Below are 22,159 nucleotides of genomic sequence, written 5' to 3'. Positions count from 1 at the left end.
GCTAGCCTCTTTTGCGGGTCGCGAAGCGAAAATAGAGCACGATCGCCGCTACTATCGCGCCTAGAGCCAGCGGAGCGATCCACGGCGCGTCCTTGATATGCACATAGAGCTCGCGCACGAAATCACCCGCATAGTAGCTCAGCAGTCCCATCACAAGCGCCCAAATGAGCGAGCTTACGACATTGATGACGCTAAATTTTAAAAATGAATATTTTGTGATACCGATCGCGATCGGCACGAGGGTTTTGAGGCCGTAGATAAATTTTTTGATTAAAATTATGCGGTCGCCGTATTTACGAAATAAAATCTGCGCCAGAGCGAGGTTCCGGCGCTGTTTGCGCAGATAGGGCATGATCTCTTTTTTGTTGTAGCGGCTTACTAAAAACAGCCCAGAATCGCCTATGAAGTTCGATATGCAGGCGATTACGATGCATAAGACGATATTGAGCTCGCCGGCCGAGCTTAACACGCCCGCCGCCGCAAGCGCCAAAAATCCTCCGCCCAGCGAATACAAAAACAGTATCAAATACCCCCACGTATGGAGGTTTGCAAACATCGATTCCATCGAATCCTTTCATTAGATCGTATAAAATTCTATAAATTTTGACTAAAGCAGCTTTAAAATTCGGTGCGAAAATTTCACTATAATGCCCCACGACACTACTCGATTTCGCTGCGACATTAAATTTAAAATTCCGAGCAGCTGCCGCGAAATATAAAATTTTGCCGCAAAATATTAAGCAAAATTCTAAAATAAAATTTCTAAGCATCAAGTAAAATCATCGCAAAATTTAATAGTAAAATTTTGCAATTCTAAATTTAATGACAAAATTTCGACTTCTTTAGAATTCAAAGTAACTTGCGAATTACGCAGGATTTACGCGATATCCTCAAATGCCTCCCACTCCGAGAATTGCAATAAAATTACGCACCTAAGTCTATTATTCTGCAGAAATCACGCGAGCAAAATTCCAAGCTGCTAATAAAACGCCCATAAAGCAAAATTTTTCGCTAAGCTATGCGCCTTAGCATTTCTAGCTAAATTTTACTCATCTGCGCCGATTACTCGCATCAAAAGTGCATAGCCCTCAGTATTTGGATCAAAAGCGCGGTCATTTTTAGTCTCCAGCACCGAACCACCCAGACTCACTCCCGCAAACAGCCCGCCTTTATTCGTAAAGACGTACATATCTTGATTTAGCACGTCTAAAGAGCCAGAATCGGCGCTGTAGTTACCTGCTACCGCCGTAGCGTCGCCCGAGAGCGTGATTTGGGAATTTCGCATTTTTTGGATTACATCGTCATGCATTACGAAAATGACTAGATAATTATCCTCATAGCCGATCTGAAGTCCTACGCTGGCGCTGCTGATCTCAGCGCCGCTTACGCTATGCGCGCCGTCGTTATTGTAGATGATGATCCCCTCGCCATACATTCCGCCTATGATGAAGCCTAGCTTCTTGACGCTCGGAAATATCACTATCGCACGGGCTTGCTGCGCTAGGTATTTATACTGCGTGTTCGTGCGCATCACCGACGAATAGGCGCTCGCGCTATCAATGATGAGCTCATCCTCAGCAAATGCCGCGCTAAAAAGCAAAAATAAAGCGATTATAAATTTTTTCATTTCATACTCCTTATTTGGCTATCTCTACCGCGCGAAGCTCGCGTATGACGTTAACCTTGATCTCGCCCGGGAATTGAACCTTATCTTGGATCTCCGAAGCGATCTCTTTAGCGACCAAAACCGCCTCATCGTCGTTCATAAGCTTGGCGTTTGCGATGACGCGAATCTCGCGACCGGCGTTGATCGCGTAGGCTTGCTTGACGCCCGTTTTGCTCATCGCGATCGCTTCGATGTCGCTAACGCGTTTTAGATAGCTTTCTAGCACCTCTCGTCTAGCGCCCGGGCGCGCGGCACTTAGCGCGTCTGCGGCACACACTGCGGCGCTTTCTACGCTGGTAGCCTCCTCGTGACCGTGGTGGGCGTAGATCGCATTTATCACCACCGGATGCTCTTTGTAGCGGCGGCAAACTTCGGCGCCCAGATCCACGTGCGAACCCTCGTACTCGTGAGTTAGCGCCTTACCGATATCGTGAAGTAGGCCTGCCCGCTTGGCCAGCTTTTGATCTCCGCCCGTTTCTGCGGCGATGATGCCCGCAAGATGCGCGACCTCAAGGCTGTGCGCAAGGGCATTCTGTCCGTAGCTCGCGCGAAATTTAAGCTTGCCGATGAGTTTTAAAATTTCGGGGTGAATTTTGCTAAGGCCTAGATCCATTACGATATTTTCGCCCTCTTCGGCGATGCTAGCTTCAAATTCGTCGCTTACTTTTTTGTAGATATCCTCGATGCGCGCAGGTTGAATTCTGCCGTCCTCGATAAGCGTTTCGATGACGCGAACGGCGATGGCGCGGCGGTATAGATTGTGCGAGCTTACGATAATCGCATTCGGGGTATCGTCGATGATGACGTCCACGCCCAAGGTCATCTCAAGCGCCTTTATGTTGCGCCCCTCTTTGCCGATGATGCGACCTTTTAGCTCATCGTTTTTGATATTTACGACGTTGATAAGCCGCTCTGCGGCGAACTCGCCTGCAAAGCGCGACGTAGCCTGCGCCAAAATATAATTCGCTTTTTTTCGCGCCTCTTTTTTGGCTTCCTCTTCATATTTTCGCACGATGTGAGCGATGTCGGTGCGGCTTTGCTCCTCGACCTTCTTAAGCACCTGCGCGCGCGCCTCATCCTGCGTAAAGCCCGCCACGCGCTCCAAAACTTTAAGCGCTTCGGCTAGCTTCTCTTCATAGCTTTTCTTCAAATTTGAGCCCTCTTCGTAGAGGAATTTCGCCTCTTTTTTGGCGCTTTCGAGCTCTTTTTTGCTGTCTTTTAAAATCTCTTGCTCGGTTAGAAGCGCGTGCTCCTTTTTGCCGAGCTCGTCAAATTTAACGTTAAATTCTTTCTGCAGTTTGCTTGCCTTATCTTCGTATTTTTTCTTAGCTTCAAACTCCGCTTCCTGCACCGAAATTTTAGAATTTCGCAAGATGCCCTCGGCTTCAAATTCTATAGCTTTGGCTTTAGCCTTGGCTTGTTCGACGAAGAAATCGTAATTGGCGTTATTGATCTTTCTAGCTACTAAGTATCCTGTGCCAGCGCCCACCGCAAGAGCGCACAAGGCGATTAAAATCTCTATCATACTTTCCTCTTTTTAGGTAATTTTGGCTCGGAGTTATGTAAAAATCACCCTTTACGTCGTGATCAAGCGATAAAATTTCGCTACAAAAGCAGTCTTTTATACTCACGAACGCGATTGCGGGCTTAAACTTAAGACCTGAAAAAAACATATCGTAAAATCCTTTCCCATGTCCTATTCTAGCCATTGCGCCATCCACTCCGATAGCTGGAACCACGGCTAGATCGACCTTCTTAAAATACCCGTTTTGCGGAAGCGTCTGCCGCAATCCAAAGCGTGAAATTTTAAAAGGCTGGCGCAATCTTACCATTTTTAAGCTAATATCCACCATAAACGGAACGTAAAATTCGCAGCTTTTTGATAGCTTTTTTCTTAAAATCAAAACGTTCGGCTCGTAACTCATCGGCAAAAATATTAAAATTTTACGCGCTTTTAAAAATTTTATCAGCCGCTCAAGCCGCCATAAAAGTGCGTAATGCTCGCATCTAGCCGCTCGCGCGGCGTGAGATTTTAGGCGCGATTTACAAATTTTTCTAAATTCATTCTTTTGCATAGCTTAAGCCTTTTATAAAATTTTAACGCTTATTTTAGCTAGTTTTTGTATAATCTTGCGATTAAATTTTAAGGTTTATTATGAAATTTCGTTTTTTTCTAGCGCTTTTTACGGCTTTTTTCTTTCTTGCAGGTTGCAGCGATGATGAGGATAAAAAATCAAGCGATACCCCGACCGAGGCCAACGCCACGCAGCCGCAGTCCGAAACCGAAGCCGTAATCCAGGTCGATTATACCGCTCCTTTTACACTTCAGCTAAGTAACGGAAAAATTTTAAATATGCAAAAGACAAAACAGGGCTTTCATATCGATAACAACTCCACCGTGACGCTATTTGCATTTTTTACGCCGTGGTGCGACGCCTGCGCCGTGCAGGTAAGCGCGCTAAATGCCGCCAAACAAGCTTACTCGGGTAAGCTTGACATAATCGGCGTGATGATCGGTGATGCAAATTTAGACGATGCAAAAAATTATGCAAGCGCACACGAAGTAAATTACGCGATCGCTTACGGCGAAGGAACGGATTTTTTTACAAAGGCGTTAGGTGGCATAAACGAAGTGCCGTATATGGCGATATACGACGAAAAGGGCGAGTTTAGCGCGCAATATTTCGGGCTGATGCCGGAAGAAATTTTAATGACCGAATTGGAGAAAATTTTTTGATGTTCGAATTTTTTAAAAAAGGGCTTAGCAAGACCATAGACGCGATGCGAGGCGCGAAAAGCGAAGATAGAATTTCAAAAGAAATCCTAGAAGAGATGCTGCTTGAAGCCGACGTAGGCTACGAGCTCGTGGAGGAAATTTTAGAAAAACTGCCCACAAAAAAGCTAGTCGCAAAAGATGATCTCAAGGGCGTTTTGAAGAACTATTTCGATTACGAGATCGCTAAAGCCGCAGATGAGAAGCCGTTCGTAGAGCTCATCATCGGCGTAAACGGCGCGGGCAAGACCACGACGACCGCAAAGCTTGCAAATTTATATAAAAATAGCGGTCAGAGCGTGATTTTAGGCGCATGCGACACCTTTCGCGCGGGCGCAGTCGAGCAGCTGCGCAAATGGGCGCAAATTCTAAATCTACCGATCGTAGCGACCGCGCAGGGGCACGATCCCGCTGCTGTGGCGTTTGACACCGTTAGCTCAGCTAGTGCCAAAAACATCGATCGCGTCCTGATCGACACCGCCGGACGCCTGCAAAATCAGAAAAATTTAGCCGCGGAGTTAGAGAAGATCGTGTGCATCTGCGACCGCGCAAAAAGCGGCGCACCGCACCGCAAGATCATCGTGCTCGACGCCACTCAGGGCAATCACAGCGTCGCGCAAGCCAGAGCGTTCAACGAGATCGTAAGGCTCGACGGCATCATCATCACGAAGCTCGACGGCACGCCCAAAGGCGGCGCACTTTTCGCCATAGCGCGCGAGCTGCAGCTGCCGATACTTTTCGTCGGCGTGGGCGAGCGGATGGAGGATTTGGCGGAATTTAACTCGGATGAGTTTGTAGAGACGCTGGTGGATGGGATTTACGCTTAAACTCTGCATGTCTGCGTAAATTTATATTCATATTCTCGCTAAAGAAGTTTAAATTTACGTGCCGAAATGCTCGTCAAATTTTGCCGCTCGATTATCTTAGAACAAATTTTACTTAGAATTTTACGATTTTCGTTTTAGAATTTTACAAAATTTTAGCTCACGCACTGCATAAAAAACGCGCTCGTCCACGTCCGCTCGCACCAAAATACGTAAAATCCCTCCGCCATCAGCAAAGCAGCGCACCTATAAGAATTCTTCAATGATCTCAAGCCGCTTAAATTTCACGGCTATCCTCTGTCCGCTCGCAAAGATAAAATCATACTCGCAAACGCCTTCCGGCTTTAGCGAAAATTGATGAACTATCAGATCGTTATTTTTAAAGCTCTTGTCGTCCGTTTTGAAGCGGACGGCTAGGACGTTTTTGAAAATAAATTTAAAATTTCTATCCCCATATGGCGATAAAAATTTCATCGTTAATTTATCTTCGTTTTTTTAAAATGCCAAATTTAAATTCAGTCAAAACGGCGTCGTGAAGGGTCTCTTTCGTATTAAACAGATACCTTTTCGGATCCAAGACAAACTGCCTGATAGGCTTTGCTATTTCGTTTTCATTCTTGCGAAGCGACTTAAAATAATCGTCAAAATACCAAATACCGCCCTTTCTTTTTATTTTCGCCGTGATCATCCGTCCGTCCATTTGCGCGTTTTTCTTAAATTTTACTCACGTACACTGCATAAAAAACGCGCTCACCCGCGTCCGCTCGCACCAAAACACATATAAAATCCCGCCGCTGCCGAAATATACCTCGCCGTCTTGCTCGCAGCTTGGAAGCTCGCTGTCAAGCTGCATCAAAAACTCCATCTTTTCGCCGCATATCGGACAGCGCGACACCTGCGCGCCCTGTATCCACGAAGGCTCGCCGTCGATGCGCGCGAGGTTTTGCCTGCTGTTTGACATCCCCCAGTCCTGAGCCGCCCAGCGCGACGGCGTAGGCGCAAGCGCAACCTCGCACTCCATGTGATCGGCTCGTCCTGCACGTATTCTACCTGCGTCCTATTTCCGATACGTCGCGGCATACCCTGCGCGTCGTGCTCGTAAAATACTACCTCGCCCTCGTTTATCTCTCTGACGTGCGCGGCGAGGATTAGGCGCGGTAGCGAGCGCACGGGCAAGTCATGGGGTAGCGGATCAAGCGTAATGAGATGAAATAGCGGATTTTGCGCATCGCCGTCCGCCTCGTCCAAAACCCCGCCTAGCCTATATCTCGCCTCGCTGCCCTCAAACCACCAGGTCGGATGATGCTTCGCCAGATGCGGCGCATAGGGCGCGCCGAAGTAGCCGCGCGGAAAGATTATGTGATACGCGCGCTGGCTGCAGTATCTTTTGAGCCTGAATTTCTCGCCGCCAAAGCAAATTTCATCGTTCGGCGCTTTTTGTGATTTATCGGCAGCTAGCTCGTTTGAGTTAAATTTAGAGTCGTGTTCAGCTGCGCACGCTTTAAAATTTTGGCTCGCTGCCGATTTTAAATCGCCAGCGTTAAATTTAACGGCGCTTGCCGCATCGCACGCTTCATCTAAATTTTTGCGCGATAGATCGCACTCATCCGCTTGCAGCGACGCTGAAGTAGCGCCGTCCGGCTCGTTTGACATCCGCGATACGTCGCGCTCGCTAGGTTGGGTTTGCTTGGCGCCGCCGCATTTGCCCGCATCCATTTTTAAAATTTCATCCCCTGCCGCTTGAGCCGCGCCGTCTACGTCAAATTTAACCCGCTCAAAAGTAAATCCCACGACCTCCAGCCAGTAGCCTATATATTCGAGCAAATCGCACGGGCGATCGAAAAAATCCTCCGCAAGCGCGAACTCGCAGGCAAATTTTACGTTTCGCGGATCGCGGGTCTGAAGCAGGCAGCTAAAAATTTTTTGCTTATCGTCTCTGCTCGTCTGCGGACCTGCAAGCCTCTCGCGCCAGAACTTTGAGCTCTCGTAACTAAGCCCGCGCCACGGATACTCCGCGTAATACGCGCTCTCGTTCGGCTGCAATTTAAAAAGCTCGCCAAGATACGGGTGCAAAAGCGGCGCAAACTCGAGACTCGCCGCTGCGATGACCTCTTCGGCGTTTTTCCAGCGTGCGCTTTTTTCATCTCTGCCGCGTTGCCATGCGTTTTCGCCCGCGCTTTCGTCCGCCTGCGCCGAGCGCGCATTCTCTCCCATCTGTGCCGCGCTTTCGTCCTGCTTCGTTTCGCGCCGCCCTGCTGCTTCTTCGCGCAACATTTCAACCGCCGTGGCGATCAGAGCTTTAAAATCCTCCTCGCCCACATAGCCCAGAGCGTCCTTTAGCAGCGTGCCGCCGTCCCTCCGCCCGCGCAGCAGACTGTCCGCTAGTGTAAAATACGCCGCCGCATCACCTTGCAGCCGCCAAAACCGCTCATATAAACCGGGCACTCTAAAGCCGTCGCGCTCAAAATCTCGCGCCAAGCTTAGCGCCTCATCCCGTTTATCCATCTTATTTCCTTTTGCGATTTTATTTTGATAATTTTATCGTAAATTTAAGTTAAATTTTGAAGGCGGCTTATTTTATATGTCAAAATTCTATGGAAAAATATGAGAGATTAAATTCGGCGACGAATTAAAATTTAGAAGTATGCCGAGCCCCGTAGAGCCCGGCTAAATTTTAAAATAGCTCTTAAATTTAAAAGCTATCGTCTCTTTTTTCAAAGATCAGATGCAGCACATATGTCACGGCGAAGGTCAAGGTGCTAGGCACGATCCAGCCGAGCATCGAGTCGTAAAATGGCATTTTCTTCACGATAAACGTAACAAGCGGCACCGAAATCCCCAAAATATCAAGTCCGTTTATGACGCCCTCGACGACGCAAACATAGACGCAGGCGCGGTAAATCAGCTTGCTCGAATCGATCCACGGATTAATCAGCGAGAGGATTATCAGCATGATCGAGATCGGATAGATGGCGACGAGCACGGGGATGGAGCCTTTGATGATGGTCGTAAGGCCGAAATTTGCAACTCCAAAGCCGATCACGCACCAAGCGATCGCCCATGTTTTGTATTTGATCTTGCCTTTCGTAAGCTCCTCGAAGTATTCGCTAGCCGAGCTTATAAGACCCAGCGTCGTGGTGATGCAGGCTAAGAAAAATGCGCTGCCTAGGATCACGACGCCAATTCTTCCGAAGTAATAATCGCTTACTCGCGACAGAAGCTCCGCTCCGTTGATATTCGGCATATCTTTGAAAAGCTCCGCGGAGGTCGCGCCCAGATAGCCCAGCATAAAATATATCGTCATCAGTATGACGCCCGACATCATTCCTGCTTTTATCGTGGAGGTTACAAGGTGCTTCTCGTCGCTCACGCCGGTTGCTTTGATGGCGTTAATTACGATGATTCCAAATGCCAGCGACGCAAGCGCATCCATCGTCTGATAGCCCTCTACGAAGCCCTTTGCTGCGGCATGATCGACATACTCTCCGCTAGGAGCTACGAAGCTTCCGATAGGAAACAAAAATCCCGCGCCGAAAAGTAACAAAATAAGCGCCAAAAGTATCGGCGTGAGATATTTTCCGAGCAGATCGACGAGCTTTGAAGGGTTCATACAGATGTAATAGTTCAGCGCAAAATATGCGGCAGAATAAATAAATAGCCAAATTTGAAGACGATCTTCCGCAATAAAAGGCTTAATCGCGATGTCAAAAGGCATATTCGCCGCGCGCGGTATCGCAAAAAGCGGCCCGATAGTAAGATACAAAAGCGCGGTAAAAACGATCGCAAACACGGGATCTATGCGGCGCACCAGGCTCTGAAGCCCCTTAGCGCGCGCAATGCCTGCGACGCCGAGCACCGGCAGAAGCACCGCCGTAGCGCAAAAAAACATTATCGCGATATAAAAATTCTGTCCGGAATCCTTGCCTAAGCCCGGCGGAAAAATAAAATTTCCCGCACCGAAAAACATCGCAAATAGCGTAAGCGATATCGTCAAAAACTGGCTTCTACTAAGCTTGCCCTTCATCTTAAACCTTCTTTAAATAAAGTGAAGTTTGTATTATAGTTATAAATGTTTAAAACATATTTAAATTTAGCCTAAATTTAGCCGCAAATCCTTTGTTCCGTGATTTTTGATCTCGCAAGCGGCGCGCGGGGCGGCTAAAATTTTAAAAATTTTAAGTATAATTTCACGAAATTCAAGGCTAAATTTAAGCAAAAATGAACGAGGGATAAAGATGGCGAAGATTAAAACTACGATTTTTGAGTGCCAACACTGCGGCAATCAGCAAAGCAGATGGCTCGGCAGATGCCCCGACTGCGGCGCATTCGATAGCTTCGTCGAGCTCAAGCCCGCTCAGATCAAAGCGCTAAAAGAGATCGAAGGCGAGCTTGCCCGCACCTCGTCCGCAAGCGCCAAAGCGATCAGCGAGATAGAAATCGAGCAAATTTCGCGGATCGACACCAAGGATAGCGAGCTAAATTTAGTCCTCGGAGGCGGCGTCGTAGAGGGTTCGCTCGTGCTAATCGGCGGCAGTCCGGGCATCGGAAAATCCACGCTGCTGCTTAAGATCGCGGCAAATTTAGCAAGCGGCGGTCGCGCCGTGCTTTACGTAAGCGGTGAGGAGAGCGCCAGCCAGATTAAAATGCGCGCGCAGAGGCTTGGCGCGATAAGCGAGCAGCTGTTTTTGCTCACCGAGATAAATCTGGGCGCCGTGCTTGAAGAGGTGGAGCGCAGGGATTATAAGTTTATCGTCATCGACAGCATCCAGACGCTTTTTAGCGACAAAGCCCCCTCTGCGCCCGGCTCGATCACGCAAGTGCGCGAGATCACGTTCGAGCTGATGCGACTTGCCAAAGCGCGCGGGATTTCGATCTTCATCATCGGCCATATCACCAAAGAGGGCTCGATCGCAGGCCCGCGCATACTAGAGCATATGGTGGACGTGGTGCTGTATTTCGAGGGCGATGCGAGCAAGCAGCTTAGAATTTTACGCGGTTTTAAAAACCGCTTTGGAGCTACGAGCGAGGTGGGGATTTTCGAGATGGGGCCGCACGGACTCGTCAGCGCCAAGGATGTCGCGAGTAAATTTTTCACGCGCGGCAAGGCGGTAAGCGGCTCGGCGATCACGATCACGATGGAGGGTACGCGCGCGCTCGTCGTGGAGATCCAAGCGCTCGTGTGCGAGAGCGGCTATCCGAAGCGCAGCGCTACGGGCTTTGATAAAAACCGCCTCGATATGCTTCTAGCGCTACTTGATCGCAAGCTTGAGATCGGGCTTGGCGGATACGACGTCTTCGTAAACGTAAGCGGCGGCGTCAAAATCACCGAAACGGCGTGCGATCTCGCCGTCGTCGCGGCGATCGTAAGCAGCTTCAAAAACCGCCCGATCAGCAAAGAAAGCGTCTTCATCGGCGAGGTGAGCCTAAACGGCGAGATCAGAGAGATATTCAACCTCGATGCGCGCCTGAAAGAAGCCGCGATGCAGAAATTTAAAAACGCGATCGTCCCGATGAAGCCGCAAAACGCGCAGGGACTTAAAATTTTTCACGCTACGGAAATTACGCAAATTTTAGATTGGATGTGAAATATAACTATGAAAAATAATCAACTCTCAGAATCAATTAATGTTGTTGGTACGTTCTGTCTATTATTTATTATAGCAATTGAAATACTAATGCTAGTGGTACTTTTGTGGTTAGATAAGCAAAATTTTATCCCAGCGGTTATAATATTTACATTAGGATTTATTATACTTATTTTAGTAAATAAGAAACCTCAACTATTTGATAGATTAGATAAAATATTTAAAAAGTGGGGTTTTTTATCATTCAAAAAGTCATCTATAATTTTTATTATTCCATTTGCTATCTCTTTTGAAATTTTGAGTTCTGCAATAGCAAATAATTCTTTAGCATTACTTATATTGATTATTTGCATGATTATTTATTGTTTTTGCATATCATATACATTTGTATCAATGTTATATGTTTTTATTGTAATAGTTATTTTTTTAGTGAATGTACCTACTTTAATAATGCCATTGATTTATTTGCTACTGCTTATTTATTTGCTACTGCTTATTTCTAGATTTAATCTACCAATAAAAATAATCATATATGTACTTTCTCTTTTGACATATTTAATCATGATCGCACAACTTATTTTTAAATTTCCCCAATTTATTATATTACCAATATTACCATCATCTAATAATTATGATACTATTAATAATTCATCGCTTTTAAAATTATTAGTTCCAATGCTTTATGGTACATATATTTGGCTTATAAGTTTTATTTTGGCCGATGAAAAATTATCAATATTTGTGAATGAAATAATATCTAGGTTTTCTGCTATAGTATTATTGTTTATTGCATTTCTCAGTAATGATATGTTAATAGAAATTTTTACCAAAAAGACACAGCTTCCAGATAAGCAAGTAATTAAAATTATATCTATGGCTATACAATATTTTACAATACCTTCATTACTTACACTGATATTTTTTAAAATTAGAGATTACTGGAAAGAAGCTTTGCAAGGAAATTCATATGACAATAAATAGATAGATTTATTAAGTTTTAAGGAATATCAGTGAAACCGAATTGCATCGTCAAATTCGTCATTTTGTTTTTCATCAGAGCGCAAAGCTTAAACGTTAAATTTAGTAGGCTCGACGCCGTCGTGTCGCGCGCTTACGCCAAATATGGGGCGGTGTTTAAGCTCAGCGTGCCGCTACTTACCGCAGCATCGGTATTTGCGCTGTTTAACCTATACGATTTTGCCAAAGCAAACTACGCGCTGACGATCTTTTTGCTCGCTTTGGGCTCGCCTCTGCTTGCGTATGGCTTTTTTAAGGCGATAAAATCGGCGATGACCTTCGCGCTATTTGTGATCCCCTTTGCGGCGGTGTTTGCGATCATCGCGGTTACGGGTGCGCAGAAGCTTGATAACTCGCTAAATTTCAACATCGTCTTTCCGCTGTTTTTCACCATCGTGTGGTTTGCGATGTCGGTGATCGCCGACGAGGACGTGGCGCAGATTATGAATAAGATCGTATCGAAGCTCTCCACGCTTTTCGTGACGATTTTCATCCTTTACAACTACGAGACGCTTCACGGAATTTTAACCGCGGGCGCGGGAGGGTATCGTGCGGGCAGCGACGAGCTAAACGCGCTTGACCTGGTATTTATGACGATTAGATTTTTCACGCTGCCTTCGATTTTTACATTGATGATTTTTGAGATTAAGGATTATCTTTTTACGAGATACGACGCGTTCGTGCAGGCTCAGCAGGAGCGCATGCAGGATTTAAAAAATTCCAAGGGCTCGAAGTAAAATTTTAAAGTTTAATTCAATCTAATTTTGCGCGCCGTAAATGCTCGCAAATACTAAAGATTGCGACCGCCGTGTGCACGCTGGCTTAGGCGCGGCGGTGGGACTAATAAAATTTGAAATGAGGTTTTAGGACAAAATTTGATATGGAATTTTAATGACACGCCGGTTATGCGCGGGTTAGAATTTAAAGCCGCGAAGCTTCAAATCCCGACCCACAATCAAAATTTAAAATTCTAAAAGAAGCTGTATATGTCGTCTAAAAGGAAGTATTTTTTATCGACGGTGCCTTTGTAGAAAGGCTCGAAAGTATCGTTATACGCTTTTTTGAAAAAGCCCTCTTTGCTAAGAGAAATGAGCGCTTGATTAACGGCTTCTGCGAGATCTGCGTTGCCTTTTTGCATCGCGATGCCTAAAAATACGTTCTCGCCAAGACTTTTGATATTAACCTCGACGCTAGGATCTGCGACCGGATAGACCATCACAAATAGATTATCGTCGCACGCGCCATCGATTTCGCCGCTCTTTAACCGTTTGTAGCAATCGGAGGAATTTTTGCAATACACTAGATTGTAGCCGCCGTCCTTTTGCATAAACGCTTCGCCCGTCGAGCCGCGGATGACGCCTACTTTCTTACCTCGCAGATCGCTCATTTTTTGGATATTGTCGCTTTTTCTGGTTAAAACTCCGGAATTTACCGAAAGATAGGGCATCGAAAACTCATAATTTTTCTTTCTCTCCTCAGTAACGCTTGCAGCCGCGATAAGCATATCTGCCTGATTATTTTGAATGGACGGAAAGCGCGCTTGCGCCGATACCGGTATGAGCTCGATCCTGCCGCCGGTATCGCCTAAAATTTTACCTCCGATTGCATTAGCAAGCTCTACGTCAAAGCCCTCAAAGCCGTTATCCGTAACTCTACTAAATGGAGGCTCATTTTCATAAACAGCGATACGAATGACTTTACTCTGCTTTATTTGGCTTAAAGAATTCGCAAGCGCAAAGATGCAAGATAAAAGAATTAAAAACAGCGATTTTTTCATTTTAAACTCCTTTTTTATTAAAAAAAGCTGTAAAGATCGTCGAGTAAGAAATATTTTTTATCGACGGTGCCTTTATAGAAGGATTCGAAAGTATCCTCGTAAGCCTTTTTGAAAAAGCCCTCTTTGCTGAGCGCAATCAAGCCTTTATTGATCGCTTCTAGCAGCTCCGCGTTACCCTTTTGCACCGCGACGCCCAAGAATACATTATCGCCTAAATTTTTTATATTGACCTCGACTGCAGGATCTACGACCGGATAGACCATTACAAAAAGGTTGTTGTTGCAATACCCGTCGATCTCGCCACTTTTTAATCTCCTGTAGCAATCGACCGAATCGTTGCAATAAGAAACATTATAACCGCCGTCCTTTTTGATATACGCCTCGCCGGTGGTCTTGCGGATGATACCGATCTTTTTGCCCATCAGATCGCCTATTTTGTGAATATTTGAGTCTTTTTTCGTTAAAATTCCCAAATTCACCGTAAAATACGGCATCGAGAAATCAACGCTACCTTTACGCTCTTCGGTGATACTTGCAGCCGCAATTATCATATCTGCCTGATTGTTTTGCAGCATCGGAAAACGCACTTCGTTCGTTACCGGTATGAGCTCGATACGACCGCCGCTATTGCCGAAAATTTTACCGGCTAGCGCGTTGGCAAGCTCGACTTCGAAGCCTTCAAAGCCTTTCTCGCTCGACTTGCTAAAAGGCGGCTCATTTTCATAAACGCCCACTCTGATAACCTTGCTTTGCTTTATTTCGCTTAAGGAATTCGCAAAAACAAAGATCGCCGACAATAGAATAAGAAAAAATGACTTTTTCATAATTTCCTCCTTGAATTTTAAATTTTTCGTAATTGTAATGTAAATTTTCTTAAAATTTCATTTTACTAGAACCGAAACTATTCCCTAAATTGCGAGTTTAGCAATAAAATTTCGCAACTAAAATTTCTAAACATAATGATAGAGGCTTTTTAAATTTTGCTACCTTGCGCCAAACCCTGCCTGCTCTCATTAAATTTTAGCGCTTCGCTATAAAATTTCGTGCGTCTATTAGTGCTGCAAAAATAGCACGCCGCTGCGAAATTCTATGGAATTTTATAAATTCTGCAACGACGCGTTAGTAAAATCTTACAATCTAAACCAAGCTCGCAAAGTCGGGCAAAATAGCAAGACTATGCGAGCCTTTTAATTTTACCTAGCGAGAGCACACAGCTATGCTTACTGCAAGCAAATGCAGGCGAGCTGTACCGCTACGACCGCCTAAAATAGGCTATAAAGGTCATCCAGCAAGAAATATTTTTTCTCCGCAGTGCCCTTGTAATACGGCTCGATCGCCTCATCATAGGTCTTTTTCATAAAGCCGTCTTTACTAAGCTTAATTAACTCGCCGTTTAAGAACTCGAGCAGATCCTTATTGCCCTTAGAAACCGCAATACCCAAGAAGTCCGAAACGCCCAAATTCTTAATATTTACTTCAGTGTCGCTATCTACGACCGCGTAGGCAAGAACTAATAAATTATCGTGTGCAAAGCCAGCACCCTTACCCTCTTTTAGAATTTTATAGCATTCATGTGCGGTAGCGCAATTTATGATTTCAAAACCTTCTTTTTTAAAATATGCCTCGCTAGTCGTACCGCTTTCTGCAATGATCGGCTTACCGTGTAAATCAGACATAGTTTTGATCTTATCGCCCTTGCGGGTTAGCACGCCGATATTTACTGCGAAATACGGCGTCGTAAAATCGACCACCTGCTTACGCTCATTTGTGATCGTAAAGGTCGCAAGCACCATATCTACTTTATTCTCTTCCAACACTTTTAAACGCTCACTAGCCTTTACGGGCACGAATTCCACCTTGCCCGCCTTGCCGCCGAATATATCTTTTGATAGCGCCTCGGCTAGGGTCACCTCAAATCCTTGAAATTTGCCGTCTTCAAATTTACTAAAAGGCGGTTGCGCCTCAAATACACCTACGCGCACACTGCCCGATTGCCTAATCTCAGATAGGGTATTTGCCACTACACTACTTGTAAATAGCAATAAAATTCCCAAAATTATCTTTTTCATATGGTTCCTCTAATTTGCAATAATTATAGCCTAGTCGCACATTCGCGTCGCTTCGGCAAGCCCTCTTAAACCGGTCGTATATTATTCGCTCACTTCTCCTTTCGAGATTTTTTAAAATTTCTTTACTTTGAAATTTTGCAGCGCATTTTACGCAAATTTCATTTAAAATACATTTAATCTGCGCCGTGATTTAGATCCCAATCAATCTCTCCCAGACCGTGCGCGCGTAGATATTCGTTGCATCTGCTAAAATGCTTGCAGCCAAAAAACGCTCCTCCCGCAAGCGGACTGGGATGCGCGGCGGTTAAAATGAGATGCCTCTGCGCATCAATCAGCGCAGATTTTGCTTTGGCAAAATTTCCCCACAGCATAAAGACCAAATTTTGCCGCCTCGCGCTTAAAATTTTAATCACGGCGTCGGTGAAAATTTGCCAGCCGAAGCCGCTGTGCGAATTCGCGCGGTTCGCGCCCACGCTAAGGCTCGCATTAAGAAGCAGCACGCCCTGCTTCGCCCAGTAGCTCAGATCGCCGCTTTCAGGCTCGCTGATACCCAGATCGCTTTTAATCTCTTTGTAGATATTTACGAGGCTGGGCGGAATTCGCACGCCGCGCGGCACCGAAAAGCTAAGCCCCATCGCCTGATGCGCGCCGTGGTAGGGATCCTGCCCCAAAATCACCGCGCGCACCCGCTCAAACGGGGTGAGATTAAAGGCATTAAAGATCAAATTTCCCGGCGGATAGACGATCTCGCGCGCCTTTGCGGCGAGAAGGTTTTCCTTGATCTTCGCAAAATACTCGCTTAAAAATTCCTCTCTAAGCGCCTCTTTCCAGCCGCTCTCGATCCTCACGTCGTCTAAGTTTATCTGCATGCTAGCCCTTTAAATTTTAATAAATTAACGCTCTAATTTTACAATAAATTTTAAAAATAGTACCGCTCGCACGCGCCGCTGCAATCAAAGGCGGATCGCACCGCCGCCGCAACCGATCCCACCGACTTATAGGCGCCGCTATACGATCACGATCAAAAGCGCCATAAATAGCAGCAGGGCGATCGTCTTTTTATTATCGTTAAGCAGGGTTTGCGGATAAAAAGCAAACAAAACCGCGTAGGCAAAAAGCGCGATTGCGAACTCCCACGGGTTATTATCTCTGAATTTTAACCTATAAATGATCGCCGCTACGAAAGATATATGCGAAAGCAGCGATAAAATTTGAGCCGGTTTCATACTATCTTTGTGATCTCCTAATTTTATCAAAAACCCACTATATCGTTATTTTATCTACTTTGATAAACGTCCGTAAGACTAAAGTCCAATTTTTCAAATTTTTAAATTTTATCCCAAAGCTTTTAAATTTATTTTTCAACGACGATATCAATCGGCCGTAAGTAAATTTAACGCACGCTATTAATACCCCATTTTATTTATTTGAACTATATTAAGTTTTGGATAAAAAATAACCTCGTGATCATAATCGTCCGGCTGTCCCCATTCGTGCTCTTTTTTGTGCCATATTCGCCTTTTATCATTCACTATTGCCGTTATATTTAAATTTTTGATCGAACCATATATCAAATACTCCCGACTGCCGGCATAATGATAAGACGGCATCGCCCACGATAGTTTAAATTCGTGCAAATTTGTAGTTTCAGCTATGCAATCGGACTTGGAAACAAGCTCATAGCCCTCTTGCAGCATTTTTTGTTGCGTCAAAATAAAAGGCTTATCCGCCTTTATAAAATGCGCGTAACAGATACAAGTCTGTATTTTTTCACTACACGATAAAGGAGGACTTTTTTTGCGATAGATAAGCAAAGTTTCTCCCTTCGTATTTGTTAAGGCTTCAAATTTAGCCAAATTTTTATTTTCTATATATGAAAAATCCGTATTAAGGGGTGAAAATAGAAAGGCTATAAATAAAACAAACAATATCAATGCCGCAAACGGTAATATCAATGCTGCGAGTATGACGATCTTGATGACTTTCCACAATGTTTTTAATATCTTTACTGCTTGCATTAAGATTTACCTCCTCTCTATTTTAAAATTTACTGAGGTATTTATAAACCGCGCCGCCGATCTTAGCGGCTTTAAAATTTCATCGCGCAAGCTTACTTCTAAGGCCGTAATACGGATAATCCATCGCCGCAGCGGCAGCCTCTCGCGCCTGGACGCCTGCAAATTTTTCGATTACGCAAAGACCAAGCTCTATGGAGCTACTCACGCCGCCAGCGGTGATGATCTTGCCTCCTGCGGGCAGGCTCTCGCGAACGAGCCGCTCATGCACCACATCCGCGCAGTAAGGCGCCAGCAGATCGTAGCAAAACGGATGTGTGGTCGCGCGTCTACCTCGTAAAAACCCCGCCGCGCCCAGAAGCAGCGAACCGGTGCAAACGCTAAACTTATACTTCGCATCGCGCGCGGTCGCGAGCCACGAGATGAAGCCCGCATCGTCTTTAAGGCGGCGCGTCTCCATACCGCCGGGCACAAAAACCGCATCAAAGCCGCCTAGATCCGTCGTGATCTCGCCCGCATCGATCGTAAGGCCGCCGCTGTCCGAAACCTGTCGCTCGCGCGAGCAAAACCTCATCTCAAGCTGTGGGCGGACGGCTTTGAGCCTTAGCATACAATCGTAAAATCCCACAAAATCGAGGTGTGTCTGTCCGCCAAACATCACAAGCGCTAGATTTTTCATGATCCGTCCTTTAAATTTATCGTTCGCCCAAGCTTTCGTTTTGCCGCCGCTGCAATTCTCGCCGCCGCAAGTCGTAAAATGCGCGGCGGCTAAATTTTGATACCGCAGGCTGCCAAAAACCCGTTCAAGCGAATTTTAAATTTTACCCGCATTAAAAACTTGCAGAATTTGACCGCCCGCGAATAAAATTTCAGAAACGGTTTAAATTTTGCGCGCCTTTTATTCCGCTTTATTCAAATTAGAAAAAGCTCGCACGCCCGCATAGTGCAGCCTTTTTGAAACATTCTCAAATTCTAAATTCCAAATCCCCTCGTCGTATTTCCATTCAAACGGCGTTTTGTAATTCGTCCAAATTTCATACGCGCGTTCGTTTAGCCGCTCAATCAACGCAGAAATCCCCAAATCGCCGCCCGCTATCTCCATCATCAAATGCCAGTTGTCCAAATCGGCGGGGTCGTCGGTGTGGATGGATTTTTCGCGCGGAAGATAATACACAAAATCGCCCGTATCAAAGGGGAAGAGGGTATGACACAGCGCAATGCCGTAAATATCTTGGGCAAATACGGTCGGAAGCTGCTCGTCCGAATAGCCGAAAGTTGAAACGTATAAAAAGCTGCGCAAGATGCTCGCTAAATTTCTACAGACCGGCGCAAAGGCGTATCTGCATACCTGCTGCGTTAAGGCGCCGTTTCGAATAAAACTTATGGCGCTATCGATCTCTCTTCTTCTTGCTTGCACGTATTTTATCTTTTTAAATCGCCAGGCCTGCAAAAGCTGCAAAGAATTGTCGATAGCTCGCAGATGCTTATCTCTTTTTTCATCCGCCATGCCGCTTAGCTCCGCGATCCTCGCAGCGGCCTGCCTCCAAAACGGAATCAGGGTTTTTACCCATCCTAAGTAGCTAAGATAAAGCGCATTCGGCTCCTCTTTTTCAAAAGCCGCTCTCATCTGCGTAAGTTTTATCATCGCAGCCCTCTTATATCAAAATTTTATCCCGCGCGCTACTCTTCGCTTTGCGTCTTCTCTCCGCTCGCCATGCAGCTTTGGAATATAAATTTATGCTCCTGCGGCAGCGCATCGTAAATTTTACCGGCAAGCTCGCGGATCTCCCAAAGTGCCGCCTTGCTAGAGCGCAGAGCAAGGAAGTTTTGCAAGCTACGAGCGTTTATGCTCCAGCTAAGCTCGCTCTTGTAGCACTCGGGCAGGCAGTATTTTGCGATATCAAGGCTGATCGGGGTTTGTAAGATTACGCGCAGGTTTTCAAGAGCCGCGATACTTGCGTTATCGACCGCTTCATTGCCCGTAAGCACGATGTATCGCGCGGCGTTTTCGAAATCGCCTTGCGCGAAGCTGTCCTCGCCGCGCAATTCTTTGAGAGTGTAGCGAGTGGATTTTACGCTAAGGCTTGCTAGGCGGTGGCGTGCCAGCTCCTGAAGCAGCGCGCGAGAGATGCCGCTGATGTAGAAGTTGTAGTAGAGGTGTTCAAGCGTACTTGAGTGCTTGAGCTGATTGCCGACGCGATCTATTAGCGCTAGGTCTTTGACGCCGCCGCAATCGCCGCGCTCAAAGCTCTGCCAGCAGGTGCGGATCGCGTTTGAGCAGACCCAAAGCGGAGTGAAATTTAGAAGTTTGACTTGCATATTTTGCCTTTGGTTTTGAAATTTTTGAATGATTTTAGCGTTTCGGGACTTAAAATTTAGCAGGGCTCGGCATTTGTATTTTAAAATTTACATTCATCAAATTTACCTTGCACCGAGATACAAGGTAAATAAAATGAACTTAAGTATAAGGCGTAAGAGATATTTTAATATTGAATTAATACTAAAATACTATTTTGTTCCCGAGAAAAACTTTTTATCCTCATTAAACTTATAAATTTCTTTAGCATTTTTACAATTCTTATAGGCGTTGCTATTTTCGTTTAATTTATCAAAATCGCATTGTTTGAAAACTTTTTCTGCCTCATCGGGATGATTTTGATAGTATTCTAAAGATTTAACCTCCGTATTATCGCAACCCACCAAAAAAGCAGCGAACGCAAGCCCCCCCCAGAGGAACATTTTAGGATTTTTCATTTCATTCTCCTTGTTTGAAATTTTACCTAGTATTTTACCATCTGTTTACTTTAAGAATTTTGAATTACTGCCATTCTACCTGCGCGGTAAACAAATTTAACGAAGCTTTGATACCGCCCTTAAGCTACATTTCGCTAAGATTGCGGCTAAATTTTAAAAAAGGTGCAAAATGAATGATAAATTTAGCAAAATCGGCTTCATCCTCGCCGTCGCAGGCAGCGCCGTAGGGCTCGGTAATGCGTGGAAATTCCCCACTTTAGTGGGCACCAACGGCGGTAGCGCCTTTATCTTGCTATATCTTTTGCTGACGCTTTTGGTTAGCTTCGTGATTTTTTTAGCCGAGATCGTCATCGGCAGGCTAAGCGAAAGTGATCCGGTGCGCGCATTTGAAAAGCTCGCGCCCTCATACAAAGGCGCATGGAAATACGCGGGATTTTTTATGATTAGTGCGCTTTTGATCTATGCTTTTTACAGCGTCGTAATGGGCTGGATCCTAAAATACGTGGTCTCAAGCGCTTTTTATCTGCCAAAAAGTATAGATGAAAGTGGCGCAGCGTTTAACGCACTTTTAGGCAGCGATTTTTTAAGCGTGGCGGTGTGCTTTACTATAGCGTCGGCGTTTTGCTTTTTCATCGTATCTAAGGGCGTTAAAAGCGGCATCGAGCGGCTTAATGTCTGGATGATGCCTGCGCTATTTATTTTGCTGGTTTTGATGCTAATTTGCGCCGCGAGTTTCGATGGATTCGGACGTAGCGCAAAATTCTTGCTAGTGCCTGATTTTTCCAAGCTTAATAAAGATAGCATTCTTTCGGCGCTAGGACTTGCGTTTTTTACGCTTTCGCTGGGCGTTACTACGATTATGACCTATGCCGCGAGCCTACCTGCGCGCACTAATATCCTAACCTCAAGCATAAATATCGTCTGCATTAATGTCCTAATCGGCGTGATGATGGGGCTTATCGTCTTTACTTTCATCTTTGAATTCGGCGGCGATCCCAAAGCGCAAGGTCCTGGGCTAGTGTTTGTCTCGCTGGTGGTGCTTTTTTCAAAGCTCGGTGCGATCGGAAATATCCTAGCCTTTTTATTTTTCACCTCGCTATTGTTTGCGGCGATTACTTCTGCAATTTCGATGCTGGAGCCTGCGATTTATTATCTCGTAAACTCCCGCAAGCTAAGCCGAAAGCGCGCTTCACTTTTAGTTTTTGCCGTGACGTATGTTTTAGGGATATGCTGCATTTTGGGTTATTACGGGGACACGAGCGAGTATTTTAGCCTAGGTGGCAAGAGCTTTTTTGACATGCTTGATTACCTAACCTCGAATATCTTAATGCCTCTTAGCGGCATAATTGTGGCGATTTTCGTAGGGTTCGTGATCAAAAAACGAGCCGTCGAAATTCTACTGCGCCCATATATGGGACGAATGGGCTTTAAGCTGTGGTATTTCGTGCTACTGCGCTTCGTGGCGCCAGTCGCGATCGTAGTGATAGCACTCAATCAGCTAAAAATTTTAAATTTTTAAATTTTGTAAAGCAGGTGGATAACATGGATTTAAAATTTGGCGCTAAAGCAGTTCAAAAGCAATGCTCCAAATTTCATAGCGAACTTGCCGCGATCCGTGAGCGGCCATGGCGGCTGTCAAAAATCGCGTTTGGAATTTTACGTCTGAATAGGAGCATGCG

General features: G+C 45.5%; 25 protein-coding genes. 6 read left to right on the top strand and 19 right to left on the bottom strand.

The features are described 5' to 3' along the window. Position 1 precedes the first annotated feature (1 nt). From Q0198_RS03690 to Q0198_RS03675, 4 genes are all read right to left on the bottom strand, one after another. Positions 2-565, bottom strand: a complete 564-nt coding sequence (locus Q0198_RS03690; RefSeq protein ID WP_297895126.1) for a DedA family protein — start codon at positions 563-565, stop codon at positions 2-4. 480 nt (positions 566-1,045) lie between these two features. Further along, positions 1,046-1,627, bottom strand: coding sequence for a lipid-binding SYLF domain-containing protein (locus Q0198_RS03685; RefSeq protein WP_297895124.1), 582 nt, complete (start codon positions 1,625-1,627; stop codon positions 1,046-1,048). A 10-nt stretch (positions 1,628-1,637) separates the two neighbouring features. After that, positions 1,638-3,191, bottom strand: a complete 1,554-nt coding sequence (gene rny, locus Q0198_RS03680) for a ribonuclease Y (protein ID WP_297895116.1) — start codon at positions 3,189-3,191, stop codon at positions 1,638-1,640. Beyond that, entirely contained in the window at positions 3,124-3,741 is a 618-nt protein-coding gene (locus tag Q0198_RS03675; RefSeq protein ID WP_297895112.1) for a 5-formyltetrahydrofolate cyclo-ligase, read from the bottom strand. The genes rny and Q0198_RS03675 overlap by 68 nt, the downstream gene beginning before the upstream one ends. 80 nt (positions 3,742-3,821) lie before the next feature. Between Q0198_RS03675 and Q0198_RS03670 the strand changes: the two genes are divergently transcribed. Both Q0198_RS03670 and ftsY read left to right on the top strand, forming a co-directional pair. Further along, entirely contained in the window at positions 3,822-4,403 is a 582-nt protein-coding gene (locus Q0198_RS03670) for a TlpA disulfide reductase family protein (protein WP_297895109.1), read from the top strand. Continuing rightward, positions 4,403-5,266 carry a signal recognition particle-docking protein FtsY gene (ftsY, locus tag Q0198_RS03665; RefSeq protein ID WP_297895157.1) on the top strand — a complete coding sequence of 288 codons (864 nt, stop codon included), beginning with the start codon at positions 4,403-4,405 and terminating at the stop codon, positions 5,264-5,266. Before Q0198_RS03670 ends, ftsY begins: the two co-directional genes overlap by 1 nt. A gap of 243 nt (positions 5,267-5,509) precedes the next feature. Here ftsY and Q0198_RS03660 read toward each other — a convergent pair whose 3' ends face one another. The 5 genes from Q0198_RS03660 to brnQ all read right to left on the bottom strand — a co-directional run bounded on the left by Q0198_RS03660 (position 5,510) and on the right by brnQ (position 9,287). Next, a complete protein-coding gene (locus tag Q0198_RS03660) occupies positions 5,510-5,737 on the bottom strand; it encodes a hypothetical protein (RefSeq protein WP_297895107.1) in 228 nt (75 codons plus the stop codon). Between the two features lie 7 nt (positions 5,738-5,744). Further along, positions 5,745-5,963, bottom strand: a complete 219-nt coding sequence (locus tag Q0198_RS03655) for a hypothetical protein (protein ID WP_297895104.1) — start codon at positions 5,961-5,963, stop codon at positions 5,745-5,747. Positions 5,964-5,987: 24 nt separating this feature from the next. Beyond that, positions 5,988-6,128 carry a hypothetical protein gene (locus tag Q0198_RS03650; RefSeq protein WP_297895102.1) on the bottom strand — a complete coding sequence of 47 codons (141 nt, stop codon included), beginning with the start codon at positions 6,126-6,128 and terminating at the stop codon, positions 5,988-5,990. Continuing rightward, the gene (locus Q0198_RS03645) at positions 6,116-7,768 is read right to left on the bottom strand and encodes a hypothetical protein (protein WP_297895100.1); all 1,653 of its coding nucleotides are present in this window, start codon (positions 7,766-7,768) and stop codon (positions 6,116-6,118) included. The genes Q0198_RS03650 and Q0198_RS03645 overlap by 13 nt, the downstream gene beginning before the upstream one ends. Before the next feature lie 187 nt (positions 7,769-7,955). After that, positions 7,956-9,287 (bottom strand): branched-chain amino acid transport system II carrier protein, encoded by a 1,332-nt coding sequence (gene brnQ / locus Q0198_RS03640; protein WP_297895098.1) that lies wholly within the window; start codon positions 9,285-9,287, stop codon positions 7,956-7,958. 211 nt (positions 9,288-9,498) lie between these two features. On the opposite strand from brnQ, the gene radA reads away from it, so the two are divergent. Genes radA through Q0198_RS03625 form a run of 3 tightly spaced genes read left to right on the top strand, consistent with a single transcriptional unit; the run spans position 9,499 to position 12,602 of the window. After that, positions 9,499-10,848: a DNA repair protein RadA gene (gene radA / locus Q0198_RS03635; protein WP_297895096.1), complete on the top strand. Its 1,350-nt coding sequence runs from the start codon at positions 9,499-9,501 to the stop codon at positions 10,846-10,848. Positions 10,849-10,857: 9 nt separating this feature from the next. Beyond that, entirely contained in the window at positions 10,858-11,829 is a 972-nt protein-coding gene (locus Q0198_RS03630; RefSeq protein ID WP_297895094.1) for a hypothetical protein, read from the top strand. Positions 11,830-11,858: 29 nt separating this feature from the next. Continuing rightward, positions 11,859-12,602, top strand: a complete 744-nt coding sequence (locus Q0198_RS03625) for a hypothetical protein (protein ID WP_297895093.1) — start codon at positions 11,859-11,861, stop codon at positions 12,600-12,602. A 233-nt stretch (positions 12,603-12,835) separates the two neighbouring features. Here the strand turns inward: Q0198_RS03625 and Q0198_RS03620 are convergent, their stop codons facing one another. The 10 genes from Q0198_RS03620 to Q0198_RS03575 all read right to left on the bottom strand — a co-directional run bounded on the left by Q0198_RS03620 (position 12,836) and on the right by Q0198_RS03575 (position 20,480). Further along, on the bottom strand, positions 12,836-13,642 hold the full coding sequence (locus Q0198_RS03620) for a transporter substrate-binding domain-containing protein (protein ID WP_005873330.1): 807 nt from the start codon (positions 13,640-13,642) through the stop codon (positions 12,836-12,838). A gap of 17 nt (positions 13,643-13,659) precedes the next feature. Continuing rightward, the gene (locus Q0198_RS03615; protein ID WP_297895091.1) at positions 13,660-14,466 is read right to left on the bottom strand and encodes a transporter substrate-binding domain-containing protein; all 807 of its coding nucleotides are present in this window, start codon (positions 14,464-14,466) and stop codon (positions 13,660-13,662) included. 438 nt (positions 14,467-14,904) lie between these two features. After that, positions 14,905-15,711, bottom strand: a complete 807-nt coding sequence (locus tag Q0198_RS03610) for a transporter substrate-binding domain-containing protein (RefSeq protein ID WP_297895088.1) — start codon at positions 15,709-15,711, stop codon at positions 14,905-14,907. Between the two features lie 173 nt (positions 15,712-15,884). Then, positions 15,885-16,580: a uracil-DNA glycosylase gene (ung, locus tag Q0198_RS03605; protein WP_297895086.1), complete on the bottom strand. Its 696-nt coding sequence runs from the start codon at positions 16,578-16,580 to the stop codon at positions 15,885-15,887. A 138-nt stretch (positions 16,581-16,718) separates the two neighbouring features. Then, complete coding sequence (locus Q0198_RS03600; protein ID WP_297895085.1) at positions 16,719-16,967, bottom strand: hypothetical protein; 249 nt, start codon at positions 16,965-16,967, stop codon at positions 16,719-16,721. 150 nt (positions 16,968-17,117) lie between these two features. Further along, on the bottom strand, positions 17,118-17,729 hold the full coding sequence (locus Q0198_RS03595) for a hypothetical protein (protein WP_297895082.1): 612 nt from the start codon (positions 17,727-17,729) through the stop codon (positions 17,118-17,120). Between the two features lie 79 nt (positions 17,730-17,808). After that, entirely contained in the window at positions 17,809-18,405 is a 597-nt protein-coding gene (locus Q0198_RS03590) for a DJ-1/PfpI family protein (protein WP_297895080.1), read from the bottom strand. Between the two features lie 219 nt (positions 18,406-18,624). Continuing rightward, positions 18,625-19,371, bottom strand: coding sequence for a hypothetical protein (locus tag Q0198_RS03585; protein WP_297895077.1), 747 nt, complete (start codon positions 19,369-19,371; stop codon positions 18,625-18,627). A gap of 35 nt (positions 19,372-19,406) precedes the next feature. Next, positions 19,407-20,045 carry an FAD-dependent thymidylate synthase gene (gene thyX, locus Q0198_RS03580; protein WP_297879916.1) on the bottom strand — a complete coding sequence of 213 codons (639 nt, stop codon included), beginning with the start codon at positions 20,043-20,045 and terminating at the stop codon, positions 19,407-19,409. 189 nt (positions 20,046-20,234) lie between these two features. Beyond that, positions 20,235-20,480: an EexN family lipoprotein gene (locus tag Q0198_RS03575; protein ID WP_366111843.1), complete on the bottom strand. Its 246-nt coding sequence runs from the start codon at positions 20,478-20,480 to the stop codon at positions 20,235-20,237. Between the two features lie 169 nt (positions 20,481-20,649). Between Q0198_RS03575 and Q0198_RS03570 the strand changes: the two genes are divergently transcribed. Further along, positions 20,650-21,999 carry a sodium-dependent transporter gene (locus Q0198_RS03570; protein WP_297895075.1) on the top strand — a complete coding sequence of 450 codons (1,350 nt, stop codon included), beginning with the start codon at positions 20,650-20,652 and terminating at the stop codon, positions 21,997-21,999. Positions 22,000-22,159: the final 160 nt, after the last annotated feature.

The sequence above is a fragment of the uncultured Campylobacter sp. genome (assembly GCF_938045205.1).
GTDB lineage: Bacteria > Campylobacterota > Campylobacteria > Campylobacterales > Campylobacteraceae > Campylobacter_B.
Note: the sequence above shows the minus strand (reverse complement) of the source record. Positions and strands in the feature narration are given on the sequence as shown.

Coding starts and splice junctions, on each gene's coding strand:
- Q0198_RS03690 (WP_297895126.1), bottom strand. CDS start 565: ATGGAATCGATGTTTGCAAACCTCCATACGTGGGGGTATTTGATACTG.
- Q0198_RS03685 (WP_297895124.1), bottom strand. CDS start 1,627: ATGAAAAAATTTATAATCGCTTTATTTTTGCTTTTTAGCGCGGCATTT.
- rny (WP_297895116.1), bottom strand. CDS start 3,191: ATGATAGAGATTTTAATCGCCTTGTGCGCTCTTGCGGTGGGCGCTGGC.
- Q0198_RS03675 (WP_297895112.1), bottom strand. CDS start 3,741: ATGCAAAAGAATGAATTTAGAAAAATTTGTAAATCGCGCCTAAAATCT.
- Q0198_RS03670 (WP_297895109.1), top strand. CDS start 3,822: ATGAAATTTCGTTTTTTTCTAGCGCTTTTTACGGCTTTTTTCTTTCTT.
- ftsY (WP_297895157.1), top strand. CDS start 4,403: ATGTTCGAATTTTTTAAAAAAGGGCTTAGCAAGACCATAGACGCGATG.
- Q0198_RS03660 (WP_297895107.1), bottom strand. CDS start 5,737: ATGAAATTTTTATCGCCATATGGGGATAGAAATTTTAAATTTATTTTC.
- Q0198_RS03655 (WP_297895104.1), bottom strand. CDS start 5,963: ATGGACGGACGGATGATCACGGCGAAAATAAAAAGAAAGGGCGGTATT.
- Q0198_RS03650 (WP_297895102.1), bottom strand. CDS start 6,128: ATGGAGTTTTTGATGCAGCTTGACAGCGAGCTTCCAAGCTGCGAGCAA.
- Q0198_RS03645 (WP_297895100.1), bottom strand. CDS start 7,768: ATGGATAAACGGGATGAGGCGCTAAGCTTGGCGCGAGATTTTGAGCGC.
- brnQ (WP_297895098.1), bottom strand. CDS start 9,287: ATGAAGGGCAAGCTTAGTAGAAGCCAGTTTTTGACGATATCGCTTACG.
- radA (WP_297895096.1), top strand. CDS start 9,499: ATGGCGAAGATTAAAACTACGATTTTTGAGTGCCAACACTGCGGCAAT.
- Q0198_RS03630 (WP_297895094.1), top strand. CDS start 10,858: ATGAAAAATAATCAACTCTCAGAATCAATTAATGTTGTTGGTACGTTC.
- Q0198_RS03620 (WP_005873330.1), bottom strand. CDS start 13,642: ATGAAAAAATCGCTGTTTTTAATTCTTTTATCTTGCATCTTTGCGCTT.
- Q0198_RS03615 (WP_297895091.1), bottom strand. CDS start 14,466: ATGAAAAAGTCATTTTTTCTTATTCTATTGTCGGCGATCTTTGTTTTT.
- Q0198_RS03610 (WP_297895088.1), bottom strand. CDS start 15,711: ATGAAAAAGATAATTTTGGGAATTTTATTGCTATTTACAAGTAGTGTA.
- ung (WP_297895086.1), bottom strand. CDS start 16,580: ATGCAGATAAACTTAGACGACGTGAGGATCGAGAGCGGCTGGAAAGAG.
- Q0198_RS03595 (WP_297895082.1), bottom strand. CDS start 17,729: ATGCAAGCAGTAAAGATATTAAAAACATTGTGGAAAGTCATCAAGATC.
- Q0198_RS03590 (WP_297895080.1), bottom strand. CDS start 18,405: ATGAAAAATCTAGCGCTTGTGATGTTTGGCGGACAGACACACCTCGAT.
- Q0198_RS03585 (WP_297895077.1), bottom strand. CDS start 19,371: ATGATAAAACTTACGCAGATGAGAGCGGCTTTTGAAAAAGAGGAGCCG.
- thyX (WP_297879916.1), bottom strand. CDS start 20,045: ATGCAAGTCAAACTTCTAAATTTCACTCCGCTTTGGGTCTGCTCAAAC.
- Q0198_RS03575 (WP_366111843.1), bottom strand. CDS start 20,480: ATGAAAAATCCTAAAATGTTCCTCTGGGGGGGGCTTGCGTTCGCTGCT.
- Q0198_RS03570 (WP_297895075.1), top strand. CDS start 20,650: ATGAATGATAAATTTAGCAAAATCGGCTTCATCCTCGCCGTCGCAGGC.